27 protein-coding genes are annotated in these 25,938 nt (G+C 66.6%); 9 read left to right on the plus strand and 18 right to left on the minus strand.

What is annotated here, in order from left to right:
• Positions 1-166 precede the first annotated feature (166 nt).
• Positions 167-1,066, minus strand: a complete 900-nt coding sequence (locus tag OSH10_RS04275) for an NAD(P)-dependent oxidoreductase (RefSeq protein WP_266330304.1) — start codon at positions 1,064-1,066, stop codon at positions 167-169.
• 231 nt (positions 1,067-1,297) lie between these two features.
• Between OSH10_RS04275 and OSH10_RS04280 the strand changes: the two genes are divergently transcribed.
• Positions 1,298-2,260: a 2-hydroxyacid dehydrogenase gene (locus OSH10_RS04280; RefSeq protein ID WP_266330305.1), complete on the plus strand. Its 963-nt coding sequence runs from the start codon at positions 1,298-1,300 to the stop codon at positions 2,258-2,260.
• Positions 2,261-2,559: 299 nt separating this feature from the next.
• On the opposite strand, the gene OSH10_RS04285 is transcribed toward OSH10_RS04280, so the two are convergent.
• The 7 genes from OSH10_RS04285 to OSH10_RS04315 all read right to left on the minus strand — a co-directional run bounded on the left by OSH10_RS04285 (position 2,560) and on the right by OSH10_RS04315 (position 8,344).
• Positions 2,560-3,315: an SDR family oxidoreductase gene (locus tag OSH10_RS04285; protein ID WP_266330306.1), complete on the minus strand. Its 756-nt coding sequence runs from the start codon at positions 3,313-3,315 to the stop codon at positions 2,560-2,562.
• Complete coding sequence (locus OSH10_RS04290; RefSeq protein ID WP_266330308.1) at positions 3,312-3,785, minus strand: GNAT family N-acetyltransferase; 474 nt, start codon at positions 3,783-3,785, stop codon at positions 3,312-3,314. Before OSH10_RS04290 ends, OSH10_RS04285 begins: the two co-directional genes overlap by 4 nt.
• The gene (locus OSH10_RS04295; RefSeq protein ID WP_266330309.1) at positions 3,782-4,489 is read right to left on the minus strand and encodes a GNAT family N-acetyltransferase; all 708 of its coding nucleotides are present in this window, start codon (positions 4,487-4,489) and stop codon (positions 3,782-3,784) included. Before OSH10_RS04295 ends, OSH10_RS04290 begins: the two co-directional genes overlap by 4 nt.
• On the minus strand, positions 4,486-5,319 hold the full coding sequence (locus tag OSH10_RS04300) for an isocitrate lyase/PEP mutase family protein (RefSeq protein WP_266330310.1): 834 nt from the start codon (positions 5,317-5,319) through the stop codon (positions 4,486-4,488). The genes OSH10_RS04295 and OSH10_RS04300 overlap by 4 nt, the downstream gene beginning before the upstream one ends.
• 127 nt (positions 5,320-5,446) lie before the next feature.
• Entirely contained in the window at positions 5,447-5,626 is a 180-nt protein-coding gene (locus OSH10_RS04305) for a hypothetical protein (protein WP_266330311.1), read from the minus strand.
• A 16-nt stretch (positions 5,627-5,642) separates the two neighbouring features.
• On the minus strand, positions 5,643-5,936 hold the full coding sequence (locus OSH10_RS04310; RefSeq protein WP_266330312.1) for a hypothetical protein: 294 nt from the start codon (positions 5,934-5,936) through the stop codon (positions 5,643-5,645).
• A gap of 611 nt (positions 5,937-6,547) precedes the next feature.
• Positions 6,548-8,344 carry an IlvD/Edd family dehydratase gene (locus OSH10_RS04315; protein ID WP_266330313.1) on the minus strand — a complete coding sequence of 599 codons (1,797 nt, stop codon included), beginning with the start codon at positions 8,342-8,344 and terminating at the stop codon, positions 6,548-6,550.
• Positions 8,345-8,479: 135 nt separating this feature from the next.
• Here OSH10_RS04315 and OSH10_RS04320 point away from each other — a divergent pair, with 135 nt between their 5' ends.
• A complete protein-coding gene (locus tag OSH10_RS04320) occupies positions 8,480-9,664 on the plus strand; it encodes a pyridoxal phosphate-dependent aminotransferase (RefSeq protein WP_266330314.1) in 1,185 nt (394 codons plus the stop codon).
• Between the two features lie 117 nt (positions 9,665-9,781).
• Here OSH10_RS04320 and OSH10_RS04325 read toward each other — a convergent pair whose 3' ends face one another.
• Both OSH10_RS04325 and OSH10_RS04330 read right to left on the minus strand, forming a co-directional pair.
• Positions 9,782-10,732, minus strand: coding sequence for a tellurite resistance TerB family protein (locus tag OSH10_RS04325; RefSeq protein WP_266330315.1), 951 nt, complete (start codon positions 10,730-10,732; stop codon positions 9,782-9,784).
• A gap of 263 nt (positions 10,733-10,995) precedes the next feature.
• Positions 10,996-11,637, minus strand: a complete 642-nt coding sequence (locus OSH10_RS04330) for a 2-dehydro-3-deoxy-phosphogluconate aldolase (protein WP_266330316.1) — start codon at positions 11,635-11,637, stop codon at positions 10,996-10,998.
• 207 nt (positions 11,638-11,844) lie between these two features.
• Here OSH10_RS04330 and OSH10_RS04335 point away from each other — a divergent pair, with 207 nt between their 5' ends.
• The 3 genes from OSH10_RS04335 to OSH10_RS04345 all read left to right on the plus strand — a co-directional run bounded on the left by OSH10_RS04335 (position 11,845) and on the right by OSH10_RS04345 (position 17,639).
• Positions 11,845-13,047 carry an MFS transporter gene (locus tag OSH10_RS04335; RefSeq protein ID WP_266330318.1) on the plus strand — a complete coding sequence of 401 codons (1,203 nt, stop codon included), beginning with the start codon at positions 11,845-11,847 and terminating at the stop codon, positions 13,045-13,047.
• A gap of 353 nt (positions 13,048-13,400) precedes the next feature.
• Positions 13,401-16,559 (plus strand): isoleucine--tRNA ligase, encoded by a 3,159-nt coding sequence (gene ileS / locus OSH10_RS04340; protein WP_266330319.1) that lies wholly within the window; start codon positions 13,401-13,403, stop codon positions 16,557-16,559.
• A gap of 87 nt (positions 16,560-16,646) precedes the next feature.
• Positions 16,647-17,639 carry an LLM class flavin-dependent oxidoreductase gene (locus OSH10_RS04345; RefSeq protein WP_266330320.1) on the plus strand — a complete coding sequence of 331 codons (993 nt, stop codon included), beginning with the start codon at positions 16,647-16,649 and terminating at the stop codon, positions 17,637-17,639.
• A gap of 36 nt (positions 17,640-17,675) precedes the next feature.
• Here OSH10_RS04345 and OSH10_RS04350 read toward each other — a convergent pair whose 3' ends face one another.
• The 4 genes from OSH10_RS04350 to OSH10_RS04365 all read right to left on the minus strand — a co-directional run bounded on the left by OSH10_RS04350 (position 17,676) and on the right by OSH10_RS04365 (position 20,249).
• On the minus strand, positions 17,676-18,236 hold the full coding sequence (locus OSH10_RS04350) for a biotin transporter BioY (protein WP_266330321.1): 561 nt from the start codon (positions 18,234-18,236) through the stop codon (positions 17,676-17,678).
• A gap of 33 nt (positions 18,237-18,269) precedes the next feature.
• Positions 18,270-18,869 (minus strand): energy-coupling factor transporter transmembrane component T family protein, encoded by a 600-nt coding sequence (locus OSH10_RS04355; protein ID WP_266330322.1) that lies wholly within the window; start codon positions 18,867-18,869, stop codon positions 18,270-18,272.
• Entirely contained in the window at positions 18,866-19,540 is a 675-nt protein-coding gene (locus OSH10_RS04360; protein WP_266330323.1) for an energy-coupling factor ABC transporter ATP-binding protein, read from the minus strand. Before OSH10_RS04360 ends, OSH10_RS04355 begins: the two co-directional genes overlap by 4 nt.
• Positions 19,541-19,631: 91 nt before the next feature.
• On the minus strand, positions 19,632-20,249 hold the full coding sequence (locus OSH10_RS04365; protein ID WP_266330324.1) for a 3'-5' exonuclease: 618 nt from the start codon (positions 20,247-20,249) through the stop codon (positions 19,632-19,634).
• 167 nt (positions 20,250-20,416) lie between these two features.
• On the opposite strand from OSH10_RS04365, the gene OSH10_RS04370 reads away from it, so the two are divergent.
• Both OSH10_RS04370 and OSH10_RS04375 read left to right on the plus strand, forming a co-directional pair.
• Positions 20,417-20,794, plus strand: coding sequence for an antitoxin Xre/MbcA/ParS toxin-binding domain-containing protein (locus OSH10_RS04370; RefSeq protein WP_407660659.1), 378 nt, complete (start codon positions 20,417-20,419; stop codon positions 20,792-20,794).
• Positions 20,754-21,548, plus strand: coding sequence for an RES family NAD+ phosphorylase (locus OSH10_RS04375; RefSeq protein ID WP_266330326.1), 795 nt, complete (start codon positions 20,754-20,756; stop codon positions 21,546-21,548). The genes OSH10_RS04370 and OSH10_RS04375 overlap by 41 nt, the downstream gene beginning before the upstream one ends.
• Positions 21,549-21,596: 48 nt before the next feature.
• On the opposite strand, the gene OSH10_RS04380 is transcribed toward OSH10_RS04375, so the two are convergent.
• Both OSH10_RS04380 and purE read right to left on the minus strand, forming a co-directional pair.
• Positions 21,597-22,691: a 5-(carboxyamino)imidazole ribonucleotide synthase gene (locus OSH10_RS04380; protein WP_266330328.1), complete on the minus strand. Its 1,095-nt coding sequence runs from the start codon at positions 22,689-22,691 to the stop codon at positions 21,597-21,599.
• Entirely contained in the window at positions 22,681-23,145 is a 465-nt protein-coding gene (purE, locus tag OSH10_RS04385; RefSeq protein WP_266330399.1) for a 5-(carboxyamino)imidazole ribonucleotide mutase, read from the minus strand. Before purE ends, OSH10_RS04380 begins: the two co-directional genes overlap by 11 nt.
• Positions 23,146-23,301: 156 nt before the next feature.
• On the opposite strand from purE, the gene OSH10_RS04390 reads away from it, so the two are divergent.
• Positions 23,302-24,003: a GGDEF domain-containing protein gene (locus OSH10_RS04390; RefSeq protein WP_266330329.1), complete on the plus strand. Its 702-nt coding sequence runs from the start codon at positions 23,302-23,304 to the stop codon at positions 24,001-24,003.
• Here OSH10_RS04390 and OSH10_RS04395 read toward each other — a convergent pair.
• Positions 23,976-24,182 carry a YdcH family protein gene (locus OSH10_RS04395; protein ID WP_266330330.1) on the minus strand — a complete coding sequence of 69 codons (207 nt, stop codon included), beginning with the start codon at positions 24,180-24,182 and terminating at the stop codon, positions 23,976-23,978. The two genes, OSH10_RS04390 and OSH10_RS04395, sit on opposite strands and share 28 nt — an antisense overlap.
• 256 nt (positions 24,183-24,438) lie before the next feature.
• On the opposite strand from OSH10_RS04395, the gene OSH10_RS04400 reads away from it, so the two are divergent.
• Positions 24,439-24,618 carry a YdcH family protein gene (locus tag OSH10_RS04400; RefSeq protein ID WP_266330331.1) on the plus strand — a complete coding sequence of 60 codons (180 nt, stop codon included), beginning with the start codon at positions 24,439-24,441 and terminating at the stop codon, positions 24,616-24,618.
• Positions 24,619-24,680: 62 nt separating this feature from the next.
• On the opposite strand, the gene OSH10_RS04405 is transcribed toward OSH10_RS04400, so the two are convergent.
• A complete protein-coding gene (locus OSH10_RS04405) occupies positions 24,681-25,853 on the minus strand; it encodes an OpgC family protein (RefSeq protein ID WP_266330332.1) in 1,173 nt (390 codons plus the stop codon).
• Between the last annotated feature and the right edge of the window lie 85 nt (positions 25,854-25,938).

Here is a 25,938-nt window from a genome sequence, read left to right on the forward strand (position 1 = left end):
AGGCTTCGCTCGCGCGAAGCACCTCAGGATGATGGCGGAGCCGGTCGATGGGCCTGGAATACCCAGATGTTTGGCGAGCTGCCCCGCGGCCTAAAGCATCAAGGCAGGCGGAGACGGTGGGCTGCCTTCCGGCAGCCCGCGCCTTCACGAAGGAAAAAGGAGCCGATCACCCCTTCAGTTTCGTGCCGTTCTGCGCGGCGATGAAGTCGGCCAGCATCGGCACGAACTTCTCGGCCTGGCCGGAGGCGGCCATGGCGGCGAAATTGTTCTTCACCGCATCGCCCAGCGTGTTCACCGCGCCGGCCGAATCCGCCATCGACGCGAGATAGCGCAGATCCTTGTAGGCGTTGGAGATGGTGAAGGGATGGGCGTTCTCGTTGCCGTCGATGACGTAGTTCATGAAGGTGTCGTAGAAGCCGCAATGCATGCGGCCCTTGCTGATCACCGAATGGAACGTGTCCGGGGTGATGCCGACCTTCTGGCCGACGGCCAGCGCCTCGGAATAAAGCGCGGCATAGCCGAGCGAGAGGAAGTTGTTGATCAGCTTCATCTTGTGGCCGGCGCCGACCGGGCCGACATGCACGATCGTCGCCGCCCAGCAGGCGATCAGCGGCTGGATCGAGGCGAACACCTCGTCGCTGGCGCCGACCAGCGCCTGCAGCTTGCCGGCGGCGGCCCCGGCCGGCGTGCCGCCCAGCGGCGCATCGACCAGCGTCACGCCCTGCGCTTCCATGCGGCCCGAGAGGCGCAGCGTCGAGGTCGGCTCGGCGGTCGAGCAATCGATGACGATCAGCCCCTTGCGCGCGCCGGCCAGGATGCCGTCCTTGCCTTCGATAACCTGCTCGACATCGCGCGAGCCGGTCACGCAGAGAAAGATCACGTCGGCGCCGCGCGCCATGTCGGCAGGGGTCGCCACCTCATGCGCGCCGAGCGCCAGCAGTCGCTCGACCGCCTCGCGACGACGATTGGCCATGACCAGAAGCGGGTTGCCCTTGGTGACCAGGTTGGTCGCCATCCCCTCGCCCATGAATCCAAGCCCGATAAAGCCGACGGTGCGATTTGTCATGACGACAACCCCTCCCTGGGTGTTTGCATTTGATTTCATTCGCAGATTAGAGTGCGAAACCGGTTCAGGACAAGGCAAACCACCGCCAGTCCCGCGAGGAAACACCACCCGATCGGATCATTGGCACAGATGAGCCGGGATCGATCGCCGAAATCATGTTACCGATCACACGAATCCGGTGCCGGCGCTGCGCCAACCGGGTTCGCGCACAGCCAGCCGCAAGGAGCCCTCATGTCTCGGCCCGAACTTCTCATGCCCGGGCGCATGCAACAGAACGTCAACGATGCCCTCGACGCCAAGTTCACCGTGCATCGCCTCTATGACGCCAAGGACCCGGCCGCCCTGCTCGCCGAAGTCGCGCCCCGCATCCAGGCGGTCGCCGTGGGCGGCGCCGTCGACGCCGCGCTGATCGACAGGCTGCCGGCGCTCGAGATCGTGGCGAGCTTCGGCGTCGGCTATGACCTGGTCGATGCGAAGCACGCGGCCACCAAGGGCGTCATCGTCACCAACACGCCGGACGTGCTGACCGAGGAAGTCGCCGACACCGCGCTCGGCCTGCTGCTGATGACGGTGCGCGAGTTGTCCGCCTCGGAGCGCTATCTGCGCGCCGGCAAGTGGCCGACCGCCAATTACCCGCTCAGCGGCTCGCTGCGCGACCGCACGGTCGGCATTGTCGGCCTCGGCCGCATCGGCAAGGCCATCGCCCACCGCCTCGAAGCCTTCGGCGTCCCGGTCGTCTATCACAACCGCCGCCCGGCCGAGGACGTCTCCTACAAGTACTACGCCGATCTGACCGAGATGGCCGGGGCCGTCGACACGCTGCTGAGCGTCCTGCCCGGCGGCGCCTCGACCGAGAAGGTCATCAACCGCGCGGTGCTCGACGCGCTGGGCCCTCGCGGCGTGCTGATCAATATCGGCCGCGGCACCGTCGTCGACGAGGCGGAGCTGATCAAGGCGCTGCAGGAAAAGCGGATCGCCGCCGCCGGCCTCGACGTGTTCGAGAAGGAGCCGCAGGTTCCTGCCGAGTTGATCGCGCTCGAAAACGCCGTGCTGCTGCCGCATGTCGGCTCGGCCTCGGTCTTCACGCGCGACGCCATGGGCCAACGCGTCATCGACAACCTGACCGCCTGGCTCGACGGCAAGCCGCCGCTCAGCCCCGTCTCCGAGACGCCGTTCACCGGCTGGAAGAAGTAAGGCGCGGGCCTTTTGGAAGCCCCTCTCCCTCAGGGAGAGGGGCATCTTGCCTTGAGATATGGACTCGCAGGCCCCCTCCCCGAAAGCGCTCCGCGCTTTCGACCCTCCCTCAAGGGGAGGGTTCAGCCGCGGAGGATGCGTGGGGCGCCCGAGATCTTTGGCAGCCGGCAATCCCTCGATTGCCGGCTTTTTCTTTTCTGGAACCCTCCCCTTGAGGGAGGGTCAAAACCGGCAGAGCCGGTTTTGGGGAGGGGTCGCATCCCCGCCGCTTGCGCCAGACCATGGGAAGATTCAGCTTCTCAAAGCGAGAACCCGCCATCCGAAAGATAGACCTGGCCGGTCGTGTAGCGCGACTCGTCGGACGCCAGGTAGATCGCCAGCGAGGCGATTTCCTCGGCGGTGCCGAGGCGGCCCATCGGCTGGCGGTCGATGAACTGCTGGCGGATCTCCTCCACCGTCTTGCCCTGCTTTTCCGCCTGCTCGGCGATGCGACCGTCGAGCGAGGGCGACTGGATCGTGCCGGGCGCAATCGAGTTCACGCGGATGCCCTGGCGGATATAGTCGGCGGCGACCGCCTTGGTCAGGCCGACGACGGCGGCCTTCGAAGCACCATAGGCGTAGCGGTTCGGGATGCCGCGCACGGAGCTTGCGCCGGACGAGATGTTGATGATCGAGCCCTCGCCCTTCGCCAGCATGCCCGGCAGGAAGGCGCGAATGGTGCGGTGCATCGCCTTGGCGTTGATGTCGAAGGAGAGATCCCAGTCCTCGTCCGATGTGGTCAGAGCCGTGCCGTGATGCACGAAGCCGGCGCAGTTGAACAGGATGTCGACCGGCCCGACCTCTTTCGCCAGCGCATCGACCGCCTCGGTCGAGCGCACGTCGAGCGCATGCACCTCGGCGACACCGCCGGCCTTCAGATCCGCCATCCCCTCCGGCTTCAGGTCCGTGGCGATGACATAGGCGCCCTCCGCCGCGAAGGCGAGCGCCGTGGCGTGGCCAATGCCAGCTCCGGCCGCCGTCAGAAAGGCGCGCTTGCCCGTGAGACGTCCCGTCATGAAATTCCTCCCGTTTTCTTGTCGATTGTCTTGAACATGTGAACGATCGTGCGATCCTCGAGCACCTCCCGCCCTTCGATCGCGTATCCGTGCCGCTGGTACCAGGCGATGTTCTCGACGAGCTTTTCGCCGGTATAGAGTCGCAGCTTCCAGCGCCTGAGCTCGCGCGCCCGCGTCTCGGCGAATTCCAGCAGGCGGTTGCCGACGCCCTGACCCTGCGCCACTGGCGAGACCGCGATGCTCCAGACCAGCAGGTCCTTCGGCCGCTTCTCCAGCACCAGAAGCCCCCGAGGCGCCGTCACCCCGTCCAGCAGCCAGAATTCATGCGTGTCGAACAGGCGGGCATAGTCGGCGAGCAGCGGCAGTGGCTGGACGCCCAGCCGTTCGCGGTTGCGGGCATAGGCAGCCCTCTGCAGCGCCTCGATGGCGAGACGGTCGTCCGGGCCGCCGCGACGCGGCGGCCGGTTCACGGCGCGGTCTCCGCCCCGCCGGTATCGAGGCTCGCTCTCTGCCGCCCCTCGGCGTCGAAATTGGCAGGGTCGAGCCAGGCCTCGAAGCCCTGCTTCACGCGCGGCCATTCGCTGTCGAGCATCGAGAACCAGGCCGTGTCGCGGTTGCGGCCCTTGACGATCATGTGCTGGCGGAACGTGCCCTCATAGCGGAAACCATAGCGCCGGGCGGCGCGCTGCGACGGCGCGTTGAGATCGTTGCACTTCCACTCGTAGCGGCGATAGCCGAGATCGTCGAAGACATAGCGCGCCAGCAGATACATCGCCTCGGTGGCGCCGATCGTGCGCTGGAGACGCGGCGAATAGAGGATGTTGCCGACCTCGACGACCCGGTCGTTCGGCACGATCCGCATCAGCGCGGCATGGCCAACGGCGCGGCCCGACTTCCGGTCCAGGATGGCGAACAGCAGCGGATCGTCCTTGTTCGCCGCTTCCGCATAGTGCGCGGAAAAGCTCTCGAAATCGGTAAAGGGGCCCTGCCAGAGATAAGGCCAGAGCCCGTCATTCTCCGGCCCGCTCGAGGCATCGTATAGGTCGCGGCCATGGGTGGCGAGATCGAACGGCACGAGGTCGACGAAGCGACCTTCAAGCCGGACGCGGCCGGGTCTTTGCCCCGGCGGGATATCAAGCTCGATGCCCACGGGCAGCGTTGCAGTCGATGTCACGATTGGATCGCTCTGGCAAAGGGCGCGAAGGCGCGGTTCAGATCGGCGCCGGGCTCGGCCTGCGCCAGTTCGGTCAGGGTCCCGGCCCCCGCCACTTCGCGCGCCAGCCGCAGGAACCCGCCATAGGCGGCGCGGGCAAGCCCGGTCGCGAGCGAGATCCGCCGCGCGCCCTGGGCGGCGATCCCGGCGATCGATTGCGCCGGATCGAGCGCGATCACGTTGACCGGCTTGCCGCCGGCTGCCGAAAGCACGGCGGCGGTCGCGGCGGCGTCGAGCTTGCCCGGCACGAACAACACATCGGCACCGGCTTCCGCGAAGGCGGCAATGCGGCGGCAGGCCTCGTTCAGCGAATCGGGATAGCCGATCAGCAGCGCCTCGCTGCGCGCGGTCAACAGCACGTCCTGCCGCGACGCGTCGATGGCGGCGCGCGCCGCGCGGATGCGCTCGACCGCATGGTCGAAGCCATAGAGCGAACGGTCGGATGCCATGTCCTCGACGGAGAGACCGGCGACGCCGGTGTCGACGCAGAGGCTGACATTGGTGGCGACGCCTTCCGCGTCATCGGCGAAGGCATTGCCGAAATCGGCGTTCACGGGAAGATCGGTGGCCTCGACGATCTCCACCACATGCGCCAGCATCACATCGCGCGAAACCGCGCCGTCCGGCAGGCCGCGGCTGAAGGCGAAGCCGCCCGAAGTGGTGGCGAGCGCCTTGAAATCCAGCCCGGCCAGCAGACGCGCGCTGCCGATGTCCCAGGGGTTGGGAAGGACGAAACAACCCGACTCGTGCAGCCTGCGAAAGGCGGCGCGCCGCGCCGATATCGATGTCATCTTTGCCCCTCACCTTCCGACGCGTCGATCCTAGAGCGTTTTCGAGCGAAGTGGAAAGCGGTTTGCGCGGAGAAAGCGCGCTCCTGCAACGCCTTAGGCCTGGAGACCCGGCGTTGGGGGATATGGCTCAGCGCGACGTCTCGGGCGCCGCGATCCCGCGCCGCGCCATTTCCTCGAGCACGAGGCGGGGAATCGGCCGGCAGCCACAATGGGCGGTGTGGGCCAGATGCCATTCGACGCGCTGGTCGATCGTCGGGTTTTCCGGCATCGGATTGGCGTCGTGCCACGCCCGGTTCAGCTTGCTCATCGTTCCCCCCCTTGCGTCAGAAACGCGTCTCGACGTCCCAATCATCGCCCAGTTCCTCGCGGATGGCGGCGGCGATCGCATGGCCCTCGGCGCGCCAGACGATCTCGGCCTCCGGCGAGGCGAAGCGCGTCGCCGGAGGATTGGCCGGATCGAAGACAGCGTCGAACGCGTCGCCCCAGGCCTCGATCCGGTCGAGCAGATCGTCGGAGAGGTCCAGATCGTCCGGTTCGATGGCGAAGGCGGGCTTGTTGTCCGGCACGAGCCAGAAGTGCTCGGCGATGCCTTCCGGCGAAATCCTGAGTTGCGGCAAAGCAGCCTCCGCTTGCATGGGGAAGCGCTATTTAAGCGAAGATCGACCGGGATGGAATTGGGCCGGCTGGGCTGTTGCACAAATTGGGCCAAACGCCGTCGTCGCCCCTGCGAAGGCCTAGGCCCAGAACCACCGGCGGTGAAAGCGTCGCGGGAGTTGCAACATCGCCAGCGAAGTCCAATCAAGCCCCTCACCCCACCCTCTCCCGCAAGCGGGCGAGGGCTTTCCGCCAGCGCGCGCCCTCGACGCGGAGACGCTTGGAAAGGCTGGAACCGCCCCCTCTCCCGCCCGCGGGAGAGGGCTGGGGTGAGGGTCCCTTACTCCGCCGTCGCCCGGCGGCGGGGCGACTCTGCGCGGAAGTCCTTCACCTCTCCCTGAGGGAGAGGTCGACGGCCGCAGGCCGGCGGGTGAGGGTTTACGGCCTCACCGCAACTAGCTCTCCTGACTGGCGATCGATCCGGATGGTTCCCTAAACCCTGACCCGGAGCTTCGCTTCAACCTCCCCAGAGGGAGAGGTGAGGGACGCACCCGAAAACAACATGACCGGCCACGGGGCCGGTCATGAGCATCTATCGAAGCGATCCGGAAAGCCTTGGGCTTCCCAAGAAGGCTTAGTGGTTGTCGCGCGGGATACCGTAGGTCTGGTGAACCTTCTGGTACTTGACGGCGGGCTTCAGGACCATGCCATCGGCAAGCTGGTCGGTCATCGCGCGCTGGATTTCCTGCCACGGCGTCTGGCTCGGCGGCACATGGAAGCCGCCCTGGGCGTTGAGCGCCGCACGGCGTTCGGCCAGTTCCTCATCCGAGATCAGGATGTTGGCCGAACCCTTGTTGAGGTCGATGCGGACGCGGTCGTTCATCTTGAGCAGCGCCAGACCGCCGCCGGCGGCGGCTTCCGGCGAGGCGTTCAGGATCGACGGCGAACCCGACGTGCCGGACTGGCGACCGTCGCCGACGCAGGGCAGCGAGAGGATGCCGCGCTTGATGAGCGCTGCCGGCGGCTGCATGTTCACGACCTCGGCTGCACCCGGATAGCCGATCGGGCCGGTGCCGCGGATGAACAGGATGCAGTGCTCGTCGATCTCCAGCGCCGGATCGTCGAGGCGGTGGTGGTAGTCCTCCGGCCCCTCGAACACGATCGCGCGGCCTTCGAAAGCGTCGGGATCGCTCGGGTTCGACAGGTAGCGATCGCGGAATTCCTTCGAGATCACGCTGGTCTTCATGATGGCGCTGTCGAACAGATTGCCGCGCAGCACGATAAAGCCGGCATCGTGCACCAGCGCCGTGTCGAAGGTGCGGATGACGTCGGGCAGCTCGATCTCGGCCTTGCGGCAGTTGTCGCCCATCGTCTTGCCGTTGACGGTCATCGCATTCTCATGGATGAGGCCGTGCTTCATCAGCTCGGAGACGACGGCGGGGACGCCGCCGGCATGCTGGAAGTCTTCGCCGAGATACTTGCCGGCCGGCTGCAGGTTGACAAGCAGCGGCACCTTGTGGCCGACGGTCTGCCAGTCATCGACCGAGACCTCGACGCCGATATGGCGGGCGATGGCGTTGATGTGGATCGGCGCATTGGTCGAGCCACCGATCGCCGAATTGACGACGATGGCGTTCTCGATCGCTTCGCGGGTGATGATGTCGGAAGGCTTCAGGTCTTCCCAGACCATCTCGACGGCGCGCTTGCCGGTCTCATAGGCGATCTGCTGGCGCTCGCGATACGGCGCCGGAATGGCGGCCGAACCCGGGAGCTGCATGCCGAGCGCCTCGGCCAGCGAGTTCATCGTCGAGGCCGTGCCCATCGTGTTGCAATAGCCGGTCGAGGGCGCGGACGAGGCGACGATCTCCATGAACTCTTCATAGTTGATCTCGCCGGCGGCGAGCCGCTCGCGCTGCTTCCAGACGACGGTGCCCGAGCCGGTGCGCTCGCCCTTGTACCAGCCGTTCAGCATCGGGCCGACCGAAAGCGCGATCGCCGGGATGTTGACGGTGGCGGCAGCCATCAGGCAGGCCGGGGTGGTCTTGTCGCAGCCGATCGTCAGCACGACGCCGTCCAGCGGGTAGCCGTAGAGCAGCTCGACCAGGCCGAGATAGGCGAGGTTGCGGTCGAGTGCCGCACCCGGGCGCTTGCCGGTTTCCTGGATCGGATGGACGGGGAATTCCATGACGAGGCCGCCCGCCTCGCGCACGCCTTCGCGAACGCGCTCGGCCAGCACCAGGTGGTGGCGGTTGCACGGCGACAGGTCCGAACCGGTCTGGGCGATGCCGATGATCGGCTTGCCGGACTGCAGTTCCTTGCGCGTCAGGCCATAGTTCAGATAGCGCTCCATGTAGAGCGCGGTCATGCCGGGATTATCCGGATTATCGAACCAGGACTGCGAACGAAGCTTGAGCGGCGTGTTGGATGACATGGTAAGAGGCTCCCGGAAAATCGAGTTTGATTTTGGCGTGAGGATGCGCTGAAACATCATACGAAATCAAGGATCGTCTGATCCCGGCGCGCAACAAAATCAGCCGCCGCAAGGACATACCCAGGGAGGCTACATATGTTCCAGACAGTCGCCAATTTCGATCGCATCGGCGAGGAGAACGCCTTCGCGGTGCTCGCCCGCGCCACCGATCTCGCCCGCCAGGGCCGCGACATCATCAATCTCGGCATCGGCCAGCCCGACTTCAAAACGCCAGAGCATATCGTCGAGGCGGCGGTGAAGGCGCTGCGCGACGGCGAGCACGGCTATACGCCGGCGACCGGCATCCTCCCCTTGCGCGAGGCCGTCGCCGCCGATGTGTCGAAGCGCACCGGCGCGCCGGTCTCGCCCGACAATGTCGTGGTGGTGCCGGGCGGCAAGGTGACGATGTTCGCGGCGATCCTGATGTTCGGCGAACCCGGCGCCGATATCCTCTATCCCGATCCCGGCTTCCCGATCTACCGCTCGATGATCGAGTTCACCGGCGCCAATCCGGTCGCCGTGCCGATCCGCGAGGAGAACGGCTTCGCCTTCTCGGCCGAGGAGACGCTGGCGCTGATCACGCCGCAGACCCGCCTGATCATCCTGAATTCGCCCGCCAACCCGACCGGCGGCGTCACGCCGAAGTCCGAGATCGACAAGCTCGTCGCCGGCCTCGCCAAGTGGCCCAATGTCGCCATCCTGTCGGACGAGATCTACGGCCAGATGATCTATGACGGGCTGGAGCACACCTCGCTGCTCTCCTATCCCGAGATCCGCGACCGCGTCATCCTGCTCGACGGCTGGTCCAAGACCTATGCCATGACCGGCTGGCGCATGGGCTATTCGGTCTGGCCGTCGGCGCTGGTCGACAAGGTGCGCAAGCTCGCCGTGAATTGCTGGTCCTGCGTCAACGCGCCGGCGCAGTTCGCCGGCCTCGCCGCGCTGACCGGCCCCCAGGACGCAGTGCATGCAATGGTCGCGGAGTTTGACCGTCGCCGCGCCGTCGTGGTCGAGGAGATGAACAAGATCTCGGGCATCACCTGCGCCACGCCGAAGGGCGCGTTCTACGCGTTCCCGAACATCAAGGCGACCGGCTGGAAGGCCAAGCCGCTGGCCTCCGCGCTGCTGGAGCAGGCCGGTGTCGCCACGATCGGCGGCCCGGATTTCGGCATCCATGGCGAAGGCTATATCCGCCTCTCCTACGCCAATTCGACGGAGAATATCCGCAAGGCGATCGCCCGCATCGACGAATTCCTGCAGGCGAACATCAAGGCCGCATAAGCGGGCGGGGGATGGGGCGACAGGCCCCTTCCCTTCACCTCTCCCTGAGGGAGGGGTGAAGCTAGACGCCCTCTCCCGCATGCCATGCGGGAGAGGGTCTTTATGAGGCTCCGACCCTTACGCCGCAGCGCCGGCGACGGCCTGTTCGATCGAGGCCTTGAGGCCGGCATCGAGGCCCAGACGGGCGGCGAGCATGTCGAGATAGCCACGCTCGGCCGGATGGTCGGGATCGATCGCCAGCAGCGACGCGGCGTAGAGCTGGATCGCATGCTCCGGACCGGTCGCCGAATCGACCACCTTGTTGATGTCGAGCGGGCCGTTCATCTCGCGATCCAGAAAGTCGCGCTCCTCCGCCGTCAGCCCGCCCTCACTGAGCTTGCCAAGGATCTTCTGCCGCTCTTGCGCGTCGATCGTGCCATCCGCCTTGGCGGCGGCGATCATCGCGCTGACGATCGAGAGCGCCACCGCATCCGCGCCGCCTGGCGCATTGGCCGGATGGAAAGCCGAATCCGCCGGCGGCAGGGCGGCCGGGGTGCCGACCGGCGGCGTCGAGGCGGTCGTGCCGGGATTGTTGATCTTGTATTGCTGGAACGCCTTGTAGGCGAGCGTGCCGATCGCGGCGAGGCCGCCCAGGGTCAGCGCGTCGGCCTTGAGCTTGGGGCCCTTGCCGCCGAACAGCACCGCGGCGAGGCCGCCGGCCGCCGCCGTCGAAAGACCGGGATTCTGCTTGGCATATTCCGTGACCTTGCCGACCACGTCGCCGAGACCGCCGCGCGACCCGCCGGGGGCCGAGCCGCCGCCATTGCCGCCCATGATACCGCCGAGCAGGTCGCCGAGACCACCAGCGCCGGCTCCACCGGCCGCGCCACCGCCCGCGCCGCCGAGCATGCCGCCCAGAAGGTCACCGAGGCCGCCGGACCCCGCGCCGGGCGAGGCCGGCTGTCCGCCCCCGCTGCCGAGCGAACCGCTCATCCGGCTGAGATCACCGAGGCCGCCCTGTCCCTGGCCGCCGCCTTGCCCGGTCGTCGCGCCGAGTAGCTGGTCGAGAATGCTCTTGCCGTCGATCATCTCACTCTTCCCTATCCAAAAAGCCGCGCCAATGCGCTTCGAGGGAAGTAGTGAGCACCGGTTGCCACGACAAGGCAAGATCCCGCCTCGGCGGGCAAAATCATCGTCATGAAATCGATCGCGGAAAAGGAAAGGCCGCCCCTGCTCTGCGCAGACGCGGCCTTGCGAACCTATTGTGATTGCCGCGAAACAATCTTCTTTGCCGGCGAAGACTTCGGAGCGCCCTCCACGCAAGCGACAGAGGGAAGCGCCGGATCGCGAACTCAGGCGGCGCGCAGTTCGAAGGCTTCGCGCGCCAGGGTGGTGATACCAGCCCAGTCGCCCGCCGCGATCGCGCTTGCCGGTGCGACCCACGAGCCGCCGACGCACATGACGTTGGGCAGCGACAAATAGCTCAGCGCATTCTTCAGGCTGACGCCGCCGGTGGGGCAGAATATCAGGCCCGGCAGCGGCGACGACAGCGCCTTCAGGTAGGGCGCGCCGCCGGCCTGCTCGGCCGGGAAGAACTTGGCCGCGCCATAGCCTTCCTCCAGCAGGAACATCGCCTCGCCGGCCGTGGCGACGCCCGGCAGCAGCGGCACCGGCGAACCGGCCGCATGCGCGATCAGCTTCGGGCTGGCGCCGGGGCTGACGAGGAAGGTCGATCCGGCCGCGACGGCCTCGTCGAACTGCTTCGGGTTGAGGATCGTGCCGGCGCCGACATTGGCGCCTTCGACCTCGGCCTTGATCGCGCGGATGCAATCGAGGGCGGCCGGCGTGCGCAGCGTCACTTCGAGCGCCGTCAGGCCGCCGGCGACCAGCGCCCGCGCGAGCGGTACGGCGGTCTTGACGTCATCAATGATCAGCACCGGAACAACCGGCGCGGCTTTCACGATCGGGAGGAGAGCGGTGAGGTTCTGGGTCATGAGTGTGTTTCTAGCCAATGGGTCGGCGGAGCGGAAGAGCCATCGCGCGCTTTCCCATTCGGACACCGAAGAAAAGGCCCTCCCGCAAATTCCCGCATAAAATCCGCACCACCTTGTCGAAACCGCGCTTCCTCGTTCGTCAAGGCTTCATCGGCGGCGGAAAGCAGGCATCGCGCCCGCCCGCGACGCTCTGGAGGGATTCGCAGCATGAGCAGGTTCAACCGCTGGCTCGTCGTCTTCGCAGGCGCGCTGATGGGCTGTGTCGCCATCGGCACGATGTTCTCGCTCGCCGTCTTTCTCGATCCGATGTCGCTCGACACCGGCTGGTCACGGGCCGGCATTTCCAGCGCCATGACGCTTAACTTCCTGGTCATGGGCGTCGCCGGCATTGCATGGGGCACGGCCAGCGATCGCTTCGGACCCGGCATCGTCGTGCTGGCGGGCTCGCTGCTGCTCGGACTGGCGCTGGTGCTGGCCAGCCGGGCGACCTCGCTGCTCGCCTTCCAGCTGACCTACGGCATTCTCGTGGGCCTCGCCGCCAGCGCCTTCTTCGCGCCCGTCACCGCGGCGGTGACCGGCTGGTTCACCACCCATCGCAGCCTCGCCGTCTCGCTGGTCTCGGCCGGCATGGGCATGGCGCCGATGACGATCTCGCCCTTCGCGCGCTGGCTGATCACCGCCTATGACTGGCGCTTCGCCATGCTCGCCATCGGCATCGGCACCTGGGTGGTGCTGCTGCCCGCGACGCTGCTGTTGCGGCGGCCTCCGGCAGCGCTGGCCCTGGCCCAGGCCGGCGCGCCGGCCGGCGAACCCGGCGGCATGCAGATGCGCGACGTGCTGCGCTCGCCGCAGTTCTGGATCCTCGGGCTCACCTTCTTCGCCTGCTGCGCCGCCCATTCCGGCCCGATCTTCCACATGGTGAGCTATGCCATCGTCTGCGGCGTCTCGCCGATGGCCGCCGTCAGCATCTACAGCGTCGAGGGGCTGGCCGGGCTCGGCGGACGCATCCTGCTCGGCGTCGGCGCCGACCGGCTCGGCGTCAAGCCAGTTCTGGTGGCGGGCTTGCTGGTGCAGGCGATCGTCATCGCCGCCTACAGTGTCGTCGGCCAACTGGAGCAGTTCTACCTGCTCGCGATGATCTTCGGCGCGGCCTATGGCGGCGTGATGCCGCTCTATGCCGTGCTGGCGCATGATTATTTCGGCCAGAAGAACCTTGGCGCGGTGCTCGGGGCCGCGACGCTGCTGTCGAGCGTCGGCATGGCGCTCGGGCCCTGGATCGGCGGCTGGATCTTCGACACCTTCCAGAATTATGCGTGGCTGTTCATCGGCTCGTCGATCGTAGGCCTGGGCGCGGTGGCGATCGCCCTCGCCTTCCCGCCACTGCCACGCCGTCAGGTTCAGCCGGCCTGAAGCCCCTCGCCGCACCCCCTGTCGGTTGAATCCATCCCGGCCCATGCTTGAAAAGGCGGTGGCAGCGGAAAGACCGAGGTACCCTGGGGGGCGAGGCCACGGGAGGACCCGGTTTCCAACGCTCGTTCGATCGAGGCAGGACAGCCGCTCTGCCGCCCGCAAAACTCGATCGGCCAAGGACTGGACGGGCTTGCACAGCGCGGGTCGTTGCAGGCCCTTACAACTTTGGTCGTCGTCTCCCATATCTGCGCTGCCCCCTGGGGGTGGCGCGCTTGCCGCAAAGGCGCTATCGAAGGCGCCAATTTCCGTCCCGGAATTCGCTGCCGTTTTCCGCCAGAATAAAGACACCCGCCATGACAGAGCCGAAGACCGTCTATCCCGCCGCCGAGCCGTCGCCGTCCTTTCCGAAGATCGAGGAAGCGATCGGCGCCTGGTGGAAGGAGAACACGATTTTCGAACGCTCGATCGAGCAGCGCCGCGAACAGGGTGCGACGGAATTCGTCTTCTATGACGGCCCCCCCTTCGCCAACGGCCTTCCCCATTACGGCCATCTCGTCACCGGCTTCGTGAAGGACCTGGTGCCGCGCTATCAGACGATGCGCGGCAAGGTCGTCGATCGTCGTTTCGGCTGGGATTGCCATGGCCTGCCGGCCGAGTTGCAGTCGGAAAAGGAACTCGGCGTCTCCGGACGTCTGGAGATCCTGAAATACGGCATGGCTCGCTTCAACGAGCATTGCCGCACCTCGGTGCAGCAGTTCACGTCGGACTGGGAATATTACGTCACCCGTTCGGCGCGCTGGGTCGATTTCAAGAACGATTACAAGACGATGGATCTCTCCTTCATGGAGAGCACCATGTGGGCGTTCAAGCAGCTGCACGACAAGGGCCTGATCTATGAAGGCTATCGCGTCGTACCCTACAGCTGGGCCGCGCAGACGCCGCTGTCGAACTTCGAGACCCGGCTCGACAATTCCTACCGCATGCGCCAGGACCCGGCGCTGACGGTCGGCTTCCTGCTCGATCCGGTCGCCGGCGAGAGCGTGCCGACGCGCCTGCTCGCCTGGACGACCACGCCCTGGACCCTGCCGTCCAACATGGCGCTCGCGATCAAGGCCGATGCCGACTACGCCGTGCTGGAAAAGGATGGCCAGCGCGTCATCCTCGGCGCGCCGCTGGTTGCCAACTACGCCCATGAGCTGGCCGATTACACCGAAGTCGGGACCGTTTCCGGCGCCGATCTCGTCGGGCGCAGCTATCAGCCGCTGTTCCCCTTCTTCGCCGGCGAGCGCGAAGCGGGCGCCTTCCGCGTGCATGCCGCCGCCTTCATCGAGATGACCGACGGCACCGGCGTCGTCCACATCGCTCCCGCCTTCGGCGAGGACGACATGGCGCTGTCGCAGTCGAACGGCATCCCAGTCGTCGATCCGGTCGACTTCGCCGGCAATTTCACCGAGCTGACGCCGCCCTACCAGGGGATGAACGTCTTCGAGGCGAACAAGGACATCATCCGCGACGTCAAGGCCCAGGGCGCGGTCCTGCGCCACGAGACCTACGACCACAACTATCCGCATTGCTGGCGCACCGACCAGCCGCTTATCTACAAGGCGCTGCGCTCCTGGTATGTGAAGGTCTCGGCCTTCAAGGACCGCATGGTCGAGCTCAACCAGGGCATCGACTGGGTGCCGGGCCACATCAAGGACGGCCTGTTCGGCAAGTGGCTGGAGAATGCGCGCGACTGGAACATCGGCCGCAACCGCTTCTGGGGTTCGCCGATCCCGGTCTGGAAGTCGGACGATCCGAATTATCCGCGCCTCGACGTCTATGGTTCGATCGACGAGATCGAGCGTGATTTCGGCGTGCGTCCGCATGACCTGCATCGCCCCTATATCGACGATCTGACCCGCCCGAACCCGGACGATCCGACCGGCAAGTCGGTGATGCGCCGTGTCGAGGACGTGCTGGATTGCTGGTTCGAATCCGGTTCGATGCCGTTCGCGCAGGTGCATTACCCATTCGAAAACAAGGACTGGTTCGAGAGCCACTTCCCGGGCGATTTCATCGTGGAATATGTCGCGCAGACGCGCGGCTGGTTCTACACGCTGATGGTGATGTCGACGGCCCTGTTCGACAAGGCGCCGTTCCGCTCGGTGATCTGCCATGGCGTCGTGCTCGACGAGAACAAGCAGAAGCTGTCAAAGCGGCTGAAGAACTATCCGGACCCGATCGAGGTGTTCAACACCTACGGCGCCGACGCGCTGCGCTGGTATCTGGTGTCGTCTCCGCTGCTTTCCGGCGGCGATCTCGCCATGCCGAAGGACGGCCGCACGATCGCCGAGACCGTGCGCCAGGTCCTCCTGCCGATCTGGAACGCCTATTCGTTCTTCACGCTCTACGCCAATATCGACGGCATCAAGGGCCGGATGGTCACGACCGCCGAGGCCGAGCTCGACAGCTATATGCTGGCGAAAACTGCGGATCTGATCCGCGGCATCGACGCGGCGATGGAGAAGCTCGATCTCGCCGGCGCCACCAGCGCGTTCCCGCCCTTTATCGAGGCGCTCAACAACTGGTTCATCCGCCGGTCACGCGAGCGCTTCTGGAAGGGTGAGAAGGATGCCGACAAGCAGGCGGCCTACGACACGCTCTACACCGTGCTGGTCACGATGACGCGTGCGCTGGCGCCGTTCCTGCCGTTCCTGACCGAGCACATCCACCGCGCGCTGGTCAACGGCGAGAGCGTGCACCTCGCCGATTGGCCGGATGCTGCGGCGTTCGACTATGACGCGGCTCTGGTCGAGCGGATGGATCTGGCGCGCGCCGTGGCTTCCGCCGCGGCCTCGATCCGCACCGTCAAGAACCTGCGCACGCGCCAGCCACTCACCACGCTGACCGTCGCCCACCCGACGGACGTCGACCAGTTGATCAAGGTCCAGGACCTGCTCAAGGACGAGGCGAACGTCAAGAACGTCGTATTCTCGACGACTCCGTCGGATTATGGTCATCCGATCCTGACGCCGAACCTGCCGGTTGTCGGCAAGCGGCTGGGCGCGGCGCTGCGCAATGTCATTGCGGCCGCGAAGGCCGGCGAGTGGAAGCTCGGCGCCGACGAGGCTGTCGAGGTTGGCGGCGTGGTGCTGGCCAAGGGCGAGTACTTCCTCAAGTTCCAGGCCAATGACGGCGTCGATGCGGCGCCGTTCGACGGCTCGGCCGGCGTTGTCGTGCTCGATACGCATGTCGACGAGGCGCTGGAGCGCGAGGGCATCGCACGCGACTTCATCCGCCTGGTGCAGGTGGCGCGCAAGGAAGCCGGCTTCCAGATCGCCGACCGCATCCATATCGAGGTGAAGATCGCCAATGGCCTCGGCGACGTGCTCGTCGACCATGCCGAGACGATCCGGGCCGAAACGCTGGCCGAGACGCTGCGCCCGACCGACGACCAGCCGGAAGGCTTCGTCTCGGAGACGAGCCTTCTGGAGCAGCCGATCGCGATCGGCGTCCGCGTCGCTCGCTAAGCTGCGGATCTAACGAATGTTATCGCCCGGCCGACCTCGGCCGGGCGAAGTCTTTTCCGGCCCTTTGCCGCATGATTGGGGATTGCCATGACGCCCTTGTCCATTCTCGAACTCGTACGCGTGACGGAAGAGACGGATGCGAGGGGCGCGCTCGACAATGCCCGCGACCTCGCCGCCCATGCGGAGCGCTGGGGCTATAACCGCATCTGGGTGGCCGAGCATCACAACATGGCGGGCATCGCCAGTGCGGCGACCTCGATCGTACTCGCCCATATCGCGGCCGGCACCCAGACGATCCGCGTCGGCGCCGGCGGCATCATGCTGCCGAACCATGCGCCCTACATCATCGCCGAGCAGTTCGGCACGCTGGCGCGGCTGTTTCCCGGCCGCATCGATCTAGGCCTCGGCCGGGCGCCCGGCACCGACCAGATGACGCTGCGCGCGCTGCGCCGCTCGCCTGGCAATGCCGAGAATTTTCCCCAGGACGTGTTGGAATTGCAGGCGTTTCTGGCGCCGGCCGGACCGGACCAGCGCATTGTCGCCGTGCCGGCGGCGGGCACCGAGGTGCCGCTCTGGATCCTCGGATCGAGCAATTTCGGCGCGATGCTGGCCGCCGAACTCGGCCTTCCCTATGCCTTCGCCTCGCATTTCGCGCCCGACCTGCTGCTGCCGGCGCTGGAGATCTACAAGAGCCGCTTCAAGCCGTCGGAACAGCTCGACCGGCCCTATGCGATGGTCGGCGTCAATGTGATCGCGGCCGAGACGGATGCCGAGGCGACCCGGCTGGCGACGACGCAGCAGATGTCGTTCGCGGATATCTTCAAGGGTGCGCGCGGGCTTTCCAAGCCGCCGATCGACGACATCGAGACCTATTGGGGGCCGATGGAACGGGCGCAGGCGAAGCAGATGCTGGCCCGCTCGATCGTCGGATCGCCGGCGACGGTCCGCGCCGGCCTCGACGCGCTGGTCAAGGAGACGGGCGCCGACGAACTGATCCTGGTTTCGGATGTCTACGAGCATTCGGCGCGGCTGCGCTCGGTCGAACTGATCGCCGAGAGCTGGGGGATCGGCGCCCGTTAACAGCGCCGATCCTGTTAGCGATCCGGTAACGATGCGTTACCGCACCGTCTGCATCAGCGGGTAGGAGCGGCGCACCGTCTCGGCGATCACGGCGGCGACGCCGGCCTTGATCAGGTCGCCCGGCACGAAGATCATCGAGCCCTTGGTCGCGTCCCAGAGCGACAGCTTGGCCACCATGGCGAGCCACGGGATGCCGATCAGGTAGACGACCACCACGCCGCCGATCACGGAGAACACGAAAAACCAGATCGCGTTCATCCGGCGCCAGTTCACCTCGGTCAGCCAGCCGGTGACGAAGGCGGCGATCGGCCAGGACAGGATGAAGCCGGCCGTCGGGCCGAAGAACACCGACAGGCCGCCATTGCCGCCGGCGAGCAGCGGCAGGCCGAGCGCGACCAACAACACGAACAGCAGGATGGCGAGGCCGCCGCGCTTGGCGCCAATCAAGCTGCCCGCCAGCATGACGCCGAGCGTCTGCGCCGTGATCGGCACCGGCAGGAAACCGATCTGGATCGCCGGCACCAGATTGATCGCCGCCATCAGGGCCGCGAACAGCGCGATATAGACGATGTCGCGGGTCGATACGTCCTTGGTCATCGGATTGGGTCCCCTATCCCGATTGAATGGCTTTTATCTCTCATAGCCGCGCGCCTCGATGGCGTCGGCGAGTTCGTCGGCGGATTTCAGCGTTCGGATCACGAGCGGCACGATCAGCGCCAGCGGATTGGCGGCGAGCCCCCGCGCGGCCTGCGCCTCGCGGATATGGCGGAATTCCTCCGCGATCAGCGGCACGAAGCGGATGGCGAGCGCGATGGCGAGCCCGACCTTCTCCGGATTGACGCCGACCGGCCTCAGCGGCTGGAGCCCCCATTCGACCAGTTCCGCCATTTCCGAGATCCGCGTCGACAGCGTCACGGCGCTGGCGAGCAGGATCAGCGTCGCGAAGCGGGTCACGGCCAGCAGACCGTCCGCGACGGAACCAAACAGCAGATGGAAGGCGAGGACGAGCCCGAGCAGGATCGCAGGGCCGCGCAATTGCGCCATCAGCCGGCGGAACGGCGCGCCGGTCGAGAGATAGACAGCGAAGGCGACCGGCACGCTCCAGAACGCGAACCAGACCGAAGGCGTGAGGAACAGCGCCAGCGAGGCGACCAGCAGGCCCGTGACCTTGGTGCCGGCGGAGAGCCGGTGCAGCGGTGAATGGCCGGGGTGATAGAGCCCAATGGTCATCGCATCCGCTCGCGATAGAAGGGCAGCACCTCGGACGGCAGGCCGTCGGCGGCGACGCGGCCATCCTCGATCATCAGCACGCGCTCGAAACCGGCGATCAGGTCGAGATCGTGGCTGACCACCAGGGCCGGATGCGGCAGCGCGTCGATGGCCGCCGCCACCCGGTTGCGGTTGCGGAGATCGAGCAGGGTCGTCGGCTCGTCGAACACGACGATTTCAGGGTCGGTGACCAGCACGGCCGAGAGCGCCACCAGCTGCTTTTCGCCACCCGAAAGAAGATGCACCGGCCGTTCGCGCAGATGGCCGAGATTGTAGCAGGCGAGCGCCGCGTCGATCCGACCCGCGATCTCGGCCTTCGGCACTTTCCGCGCCTTGAGGCCGAAGGCGAGGTCCTCGCCGACGATCGGCATGACGATCTGGTGGTCGGGGTTCTGGAACACGAAGCCGACCTTGCGGCGGATCGCCTTGACGTCCTTCCGCGTATCGACGCCGTCGACCAGCACGCGGCCGGTCCTCGGCAGGACCAGGCCGTTCAGCAAGCGCGCGAAGGTGCTCTTGCCGGAACCATTGGCGCCGACGATGCCGATGCGTCGCTCGCGCAGGGCGAGGTCGATCTCGACCAGGACAGGCCTGTCGTCGAAATCATGGCTGACGCCTTCCAGCACGATCATGGCCCGTTCGGCGCCCCTGCTTTGCGGATTGTGCATTGCCGCATGCGATAGAGGCTGTCATGCGCCGGGTCAATTGTCGCAGGCGGTTCGGCTAGAAGGCCTCGTCGCCGACTTGCCAGGGCTTCCCGCGGGGTGCCGACCGGACGCCTTGGGAGTGCAGCACGACTTCCGCCGCTGCGCGCGCATCCTCGCCGGCATCGTGATGGTTGAACCGAAGCCCCAGATGCGCCTTGAGGCTGGCAAGGCCATGCCCGCCATTGCCCTTCAGTTCGGGCCAGGCAGCGCGCGCCACCTGGACGCTGTTGTGCCATTGCCAGGCGGGAGCCACGAGGTCGATATCGGCGCAGGCGGCAGCGACGGCGCTACGGTCGAAGCCGGAATGCTGGTAGACCGTGTGGCCCCGCAGCGCCCCCTCCAGCACCGGCAGCACATCCGCGAAGGTTGGCGCGCCTTCGACCCTCTCGGCCGTAATGCCGTGCAGGCCACTCCAGAGCCAGATTCGGGTCTGCGGATTGACCAGGGTCACCCAGGTCTCGATGCTGTTGTCCGGGCGGACGCAGGCCACGCCGATCTGGCAGATGCTGCCTCGGTGATTGTTGGCGGTTTCGACATCAAGCGCGAAGAAGCGGAACGGACCTTGCGGGAAGGGCGTCACCCGCGCGGAGGATATGGCGGCCGCTGCGAACCAGCTTTCTTCGATAGAGGGCAAGGAAACGCTCCGAAATCGCGGGGACGGCGGCTCAGCCGGTGTCCGAATGCGATAGACTCCGCCCTGCGCCGGGTCAATCGGCGCGAGGACGCATGCGAGATCGCAGGCGATCGGTTCTTTCCATAGAAAGAAATGCACCCTATATTTCCTTTGGAAAGGAAATGGCGATGCTGAAGCTTCAACCTGCCGCCCGGCCCGAAGCCGGTCCGGTCATCACCAAGGCGGCGCTTCGCGCCGCCGACCAGTTGCGCCTGACCGCGCGGGTGCTGGCGGCGACGATCGGCGTCAGCGAGGCGACGGTATCGCGAATGCGGCGTGACGAGTTCCGGCTCGAACCCGGCACCAAGCCGTTCGAACTCGCCGTCCTGTTCATCCGACTGTTCCGCTCGCTCGACGCGATCGTCGGCGGCGATGGCGCCGTCGCCAGAGCCTGGCTGGACAATCCCAATCTCGTCCTCGACGCCCGGCCGATCGAGAAGCTGCAAACCGTGAGCGGGCTGGTCGATGTCATCGCCTATCTGGACGCGCGTCGCGCTCTCGTCTGAGTTCCGCAGCTTCGCCGGACCGTGCTGGCGCCTGGTCGAGGCGCAGCATCGGATCTCGACGCTCAAGCTGACCGATACGCTGGCCGAGCAGGCTCTGCTGGAGGACCTGATCGAGGCGGCCAAGCCAGCGATCCCGCCGGAGTGCCGCCATCTCGATTTCCTGCTGGCGACGCCGTTCCGCTACGGCTCGATCTATCCCTATGGCTCGCGCTTTCGCCGCGCGGGGCGGACGCTCGGCGTCTATTACGCCGCCGAGGATCCGAAAACGGCGGTGGCGGAAATGGCGTTCTACCGGCTGCTGTTCTTCGCGGAGTCGCCGGCCACCCCCTGGCCGAAGGATGCGGCCGAATACACGGCCTTTTCCGCCGAGGTGGCGACCGGGCGCTTGCTGGACCTCACCGCGCCGCCGCTGTCCGACGACGCGGTGATCTGGACCGACCGCACCGACTATGCGGGCTGCCAGGCCTTCGCCGAGGCCGCCCGCGCGGCCGATGCCGAGATGATCCGCTACCGATCGGTGCGCGATCCCGCGGGCGGCGGCAATCTGGCGGTCCTGATGTGCCGCGCCTTTGCGCGCCCCCTTCCCGGCGACCGCCAGACCTGGCGCATCCGGCTGAGCGCCAGCGGCGTGCAGGCGCTCTGCGAGTTTCCGCGCCAGGCGCTGGAGTTCCCGCCCGATGCCTTTGTCGCCGATCCCCGCATCGCCGGCCTGAACTGGGATCGGGGCGGTGTTGCGGGCCGTGGCCGATCCTGATGCCCGGCCTGCATGCCGGGATGCGGATCCAGACGCCCTGGCGCGCCGCTAGCCGGCCTTGGAATAGATCCGGTTGACGTGCCCCATCTTGCGGCCCGGCCGGCTCTCGGCCTTGCCATAGAGATGCAGCCGGGCGCCCGGCTCGGCGGCGAGGGTCGCCCAGTCGTCGGCCTCGGCGCCGATCAGATTGGTCATCACCGCGTTGGAGTGACGCTCGGTCGAGCCCAGCGGCCAGCCGGCAATGGCGCGGATGTGGTTTTCGAACTGCGAGACGATGCAGCCATCCTGCGTCCAGTGGCCGGAATTGTGCACGCGCGGCGCGATCTCGTTGACGAGCAGCCGCTCGCTGCCTCCCTCCTCGACGACGAACATCTCGACCGCCAGCAGACCGACATAATCAAGCGCGCCCGCCACCCTGGCCGCGATTTCCCGAGCAGCCTCTGTGGTTGCGGCCGAAAGCTGCGCGGGAACCGTCGAGGTCGCGAGAATGTGGTTGCGGTGAACGTTCTCGACGATGTCGTAGACCGACGTCTCGCCGTTGCGGCCGCGCACGACCAGCGCCGAGACCTCCCGGACGAAGGTGACGAAGCCTTCCAGGACCGCCGGCCGGCGACCGATCGACTCCCAGGCCGCCGCCGCGTCGTCGCCGGCGCGGATCGCCACCTGGCCCTTGCCGTCATAGCCGAAGCGGCGCGTCTTCAGGATCGACGGCCGGCCGAGCGCCTCCAGGGCCGCCTCCAGGGATGCGAGGTCCTCGACCTGCGCGAAGGGCGCCACCGGAATGCCGAGGCTCTGCATCAGCTCCTTTTCGGAGAGGCGGTCCTGCGACACCGCCAGCGCATGCGGGCTCGGCAGGACATCGACCTGTTCGGCCAGGAAGGATGCGGTATCGGCCGGCACGTTCTCGAACTCATAGGTGACGACGTCGACCGAGCCGGCGAAGGCCGCGAGCGCCGCCTGGTTCTCGTAGGCCGCCGTGGTCCGCGCCGCGACGACGTCGAAAGCCGGGCTTTCGCCGTCCGGGCAATAGACATGGCAGCGGAAGCCGAGCTCGGCCGCGGCGGTGGCCAGCATCCGGCCCAGTTGCCCACCCCCGAGAATGCCGATGGTCGAGCCGGGCGGCAGCATCTTGCTAGACGTCATCCGAAGGGCTCTCCGCAACCCGCGCGGCCTGGGCTGCGCGCCAATCATCGAGACGCGCCGCAAGCGCCGCGTCGTTGAGGGCGAGGATCGCGACGGCGAGCAGCGCCGCGTTGATCGCGCCGGCCTTGCCGATCGCCAGCGTGCCGACGGGAATCCCGCCCGGCATCTGCACGATCGAGAGCAGGCTGTCCTGGCCGGAAAGCGCCTTGGATTCGACGGGCACGCCCAGCACCGGCAGCGGCGTCATCGCGGCGCACATGCCCGGCAGATGCGCCGCGCCGCCGGCGCCGGCGATCACCACCTTGAAGCCCTTGTCGCGCGCCGTCTTGGAGAATTCGATCAGCCGGTCCGGCGTGCGGTGCGCCGAGATGATCCGGTCCTGGTGCGCGACACCGAGCGCATCCAGCGTCTCGGCCGCGTGCCGCATCGTCTGCCAATCGGATTGGCTGCCCATGATGATGGCGATTGGCGCCGTAGTCTCTGCCAAGCTCTCGTCTCCGACATTGCGGGAAGGCGCGGATTATAGAGAGGGATGCCCTCGCCGCAAGGCGCGGAAACAGCCTTACCCGTCGTTAACCAGAATTGAACCAAGCGCGGGCAAAATCGCCCCATGTCCAGCGCACCCGCCCTCAAGCCGCAAAACCTCGTCGTCCCCGGATATGATCCGAGGCCGGCCGCCCGTCGTCGCGAGACCGAGGATGCGAGTGGATCCGCGGACCTCCCGGTCGAGCAGCGGTCGCTGGTCATGCGGCTTTCGGAAGAAGTGGCGGCGCTGCGCCGCGCGCTCGACGCCAGCCAGCACCGCATCGCCGCGCTGGAAGTGGAAGCCGCCGAAGAGCCGATTTCCGGACTGCTCAACCGCCGCGCCTTCATCCGCGAGATCGAGCGGGCGATCGCTTTCCAGACGCGCTATCCGATGACCTGCGGCATCGGGTTGATCGATGTCGACGGCATGGACGCGATCCGCGACGCCCAGGGGCAGAGCGGCCTGAACCGCGCGCTGCGCCTGATCGGCGAAACGCTGCGCGCCGGCATCCGCTCCTGCGACGTGACGGCCCGGACCGGCAACGAGCAGTTCGCGGTCGTGCTGTGGAACTCCACCACGGCGGATTGCGGCCACCGCGTGCTCGGCCTGCAGCGCGCCATCGCCGGCCTGGCAGACGTTCTCGACGGGCAGGCCAGCCTGGCCACGCGCTCGGCGGTGGTGATGATCGAGCCGGGCGCGACCGCCGACCAGGTGATCGCAACGGCCGACCGGCTTCTGCTCGAGGCGATGGCCTGCGATCAGGCGATGATGTCCGGCAAGAGCTGATCCTCCAGCGCGACGATCCGGTCCTTCAGGGCCAGCTTGCGCTTCTTGAGGCGCTGGATCCGCAACGGATCGATCTTGCCGGTTTCCGACATGACGGAAATGGCCGCGTCGAGATCGCTGTGCTCCTGCCGCAACCGCGCCAGCTCGAACCGGATTTCCCGCTCTTCTTCCTCGGTCATACGCCCCAACCTCGCCGAGTTCCGCCCGGCCCCTGACGGCGCCGAAGCGCGACGATACATGCTCCGCCGGGCCGGCGCGAGCACTGTATCTCGCCGTCCCCTCTTGAACCGGACGCCCCCAAGGCACAGATCCAAAGTGAGCCGGTTTACAAGCGAACCGGAGATGACCGGCTCGTGACAGATCCCGGTTCACAGCAACCCCCGTCTATGGCACGATCCGCGTGCCGTCATCGATCAACGAAGGGAGGCAGTTTTAATGTCCATCGAATCGCATCTTGCCGAGCTGGAGCGTCGCCACGAGGCGCTCTCCAGGGAGATCGACCAGGTCACCAACCATCCGAGCGCCGATACGCTCGAGCTGGCGGCCATGAAGAGGCGCAAGCTGCAGCTGAAGGACGAGATCGCCCGACTGAAGGTAGAGAACACCGTTCACTGATTGATGACGAAAGGGTCATGCGAAGCGCCGCGTCCAACGCGGCGCTTTTGCTTTGGGGTAGTCTATTCGGCCGGAACGGCGCGCGGCGGCGACCCGATCGGCGCCTCGGTCTCCAGCCGCTGGCGCGGCTTCGGCGGGGTCCCGGTCCAGTCCAGATACCAGGCGAGCGCGAACAGCACGCTCAGCCCGACGCCGATAAGCACCGTGTCGAGCACCATGCCCGTGGCGGTGAAGGTCGGGTCGTTGGGCAGGCCGAAGACGCTCTCGCGGATGATGTGGCCGGTCACGCTGAGGATGGTCCCCGTCCAGAACACCGGCAGGGTGTGGCGCCCGAGCCGAACGATCCAGTTGCCCTGGTCGAGCCAGCGCGCCAGCATGGCCGGCAGCGGGCTGTAGAGCACGACATAGGCGATCGCCAGCACATGCAGCACGCGGAAAAATCCGACCCAGCTCTTGTTGAAGCCGGAGAGCCAGACCCATTCCGGCAGGGTCGGGAAATAATCCCAGAGATGGGCGAAGACCAGGATGGCCGAGGCCACGAGATAGGCGATCGACAGCCCGTAGAGCGGCCGTGACAGCCGCAGCCTGTCGCCCCGCCGCAGCATGACGCCGCCGACGAAGCCGAGCACGAACAGCAACTGCCAGGTGAACGGGTTGAAATACCAGCCGCCTCCGCCGGGAAAGCTCGGCAAGGTGATGCGCCAGATATTGGCGATCGCCCAGAGCGCCACGCTCGCCGCCAGCGCCAAGGACAGGCGAATGCGCGCCAGAAGCATGATCGCCGGCAGCATCGCCATCATGACCATGTACATCGGCAGGATGTTGAAATTGCCGGTCTGGTAGGTGAGCATGCCGATGCCGGCCAGGGCCCGCACCGGCTGCTCGACGATCCAGTGCCGCTCATCCGGGATCATCAGGCCGGGCTGCTCCAGCCAGAGCGAGGCGCCGGCATAGATCGCGAAACCGCAGGCGATCGAGGCCAGATGCGCGACATAGAGCGTGCCGATACGCTTGCTGATGCGGCCGGCCGCCTGCCCCGACTGGCCCGAGACGAAGCGCGGATAATAGGCGAGCGCGGCCGAGATGCCGGCGAGAAGCACGAAAATCTCGGCCGCGTCCGAGAGGCCGAAGTTCCGATGCGTGAAGTTCGAATATAAATTGCCCGGGATGTGGTTCACGAAAATCGAGATGAGCGCCAAACCCCGGAAAAAATCGATCCGATAGTCACGCGGCATGGAAATCGACAACGATCGATGCACCGGGAGGCCTCAATTTACAGAAACGGACAAGTATCGGCTTCGCCTAGCGGGCGAACAAGGC

This window comes from Kaistia defluvii, assembly GCF_026343955.1.
In the GTDB taxonomy this organism is placed as follows: Bacteria; Pseudomonadota; Alphaproteobacteria; order Rhizobiales; family Kaistiaceae; genus Kaistia; species Kaistia defluvii.

Coding starts and splice junctions, on each gene's coding strand:
- OSH10_RS04275 (WP_266330304.1), bottom strand. CDS start 1,066: ATGACAAATCGCACCGTCGGCTTTATCGGGCTTGGATTCATGGGCGAG.
- OSH10_RS04280 (WP_266330305.1), top strand. CDS start 1,298: ATGTCTCGGCCCGAACTTCTCATGCCCGGGCGCATGCAACAGAACGTC.
- OSH10_RS04285 (WP_266330306.1), bottom strand. CDS start 3,315: ATGACGGGACGTCTCACGGGCAAGCGCGCCTTTCTGACGGCGGCCGGA.
- OSH10_RS04300 (WP_266330310.1), bottom strand. CDS start 5,319: ATGACATCGATATCGGCGCGGCGCGCCGCCTTTCGCAGGCTGCACGAG.
- OSH10_RS04305 (WP_266330311.1), bottom strand. CDS start 5,626: ATGAGCAAGCTGAACCGGGCGTGGCACGACGCCAATCCGATGCCGGAA.
- OSH10_RS04315 (WP_266330313.1), bottom strand. CDS start 8,344: ATGTCATCCAACACGCCGCTCAAGCTTCGTTCGCAGTCCTGGTTCGAT.
- OSH10_RS04320 (WP_266330314.1), top strand. CDS start 8,480: ATGTTCCAGACAGTCGCCAATTTCGATCGCATCGGCGAGGAGAACGCC.
- OSH10_RS04325 (WP_266330315.1), bottom strand. CDS start 10,732: ATGATCGACGGCAAGAGCATTCTCGACCAGCTACTCGGCGCGACGACC.
- OSH10_RS04330 (WP_266330316.1), bottom strand. CDS start 11,637: ATGACCCAGAACCTCACCGCTCTCCTCCCGATCGTGAAAGCCGCGCCG.
- OSH10_RS04335 (WP_266330318.1), top strand. CDS start 11,845: ATGAGCAGGTTCAACCGCTGGCTCGTCGTCTTCGCAGGCGCGCTGATG.
- ileS (WP_266330319.1), top strand. CDS start 13,401: ATGACAGAGCCGAAGACCGTCTATCCCGCCGCCGAGCCGTCGCCGTCC.
- OSH10_RS04345 (WP_266330320.1), top strand. CDS start 16,647: ATGACGCCCTTGTCCATTCTCGAACTCGTACGCGTGACGGAAGAGACG.
- OSH10_RS04350 (WP_266330321.1), bottom strand. CDS start 18,236: ATGACCAAGGACGTATCGACCCGCGACATCGTCTATATCGCGCTGTTC.
- OSH10_RS04355 (WP_266330322.1), bottom strand. CDS start 18,869: ATGACCATTGGGCTCTATCACCCCGGCCATTCACCGCTGCACCGGCTC.
- OSH10_RS04360 (WP_266330323.1), bottom strand. CDS start 19,540: ATGATCGTGCTGGAAGGCGTCAGCCATGATTTCGACGACAGGCCTGTC.
- OSH10_RS04370 (WP_407660659.1), top strand. CDS start 20,417: ATGCTGAAGCTTCAACCTGCCGCCCGGCCCGAAGCCGGTCCGGTCATC.
- OSH10_RS04375 (WP_266330326.1), top strand. CDS start 20,754: ATGTCATCGCCTATCTGGACGCGCGTCGCGCTCTCGTCTGAGTTCCGC.
- OSH10_RS04380 (WP_266330328.1), bottom strand. CDS start 22,691: ATGACGTCTAGCAAGATGCTGCCGCCCGGCTCGACCATCGGCATTCTC.
- purE (WP_266330399.1), bottom strand. CDS start 23,145: ATGGGCAGCCAATCCGATTGGCAGACGATGCGGCACGCGGCCGAGACG.
- OSH10_RS04390 (WP_266330329.1), top strand. CDS start 23,302: ATGTCCAGCGCACCCGCCCTCAAGCCGCAAAACCTCGTCGTCCCCGGA.
- OSH10_RS04395 (WP_266330330.1), bottom strand. CDS start 24,182: ATGACCGAGGAAGAAGAGCGGGAAATCCGGTTCGAGCTGGCGCGGTTG.
- OSH10_RS04400 (WP_266330331.1), top strand. CDS start 24,439: ATGTCCATCGAATCGCATCTTGCCGAGCTGGAGCGTCGCCACGAGGCG.
- OSH10_RS04405 (WP_266330332.1), bottom strand. CDS start 25,853: ATGCCGCGTGACTATCGGATCGATTTTTTCCGGGGTTTGGCGCTCATC.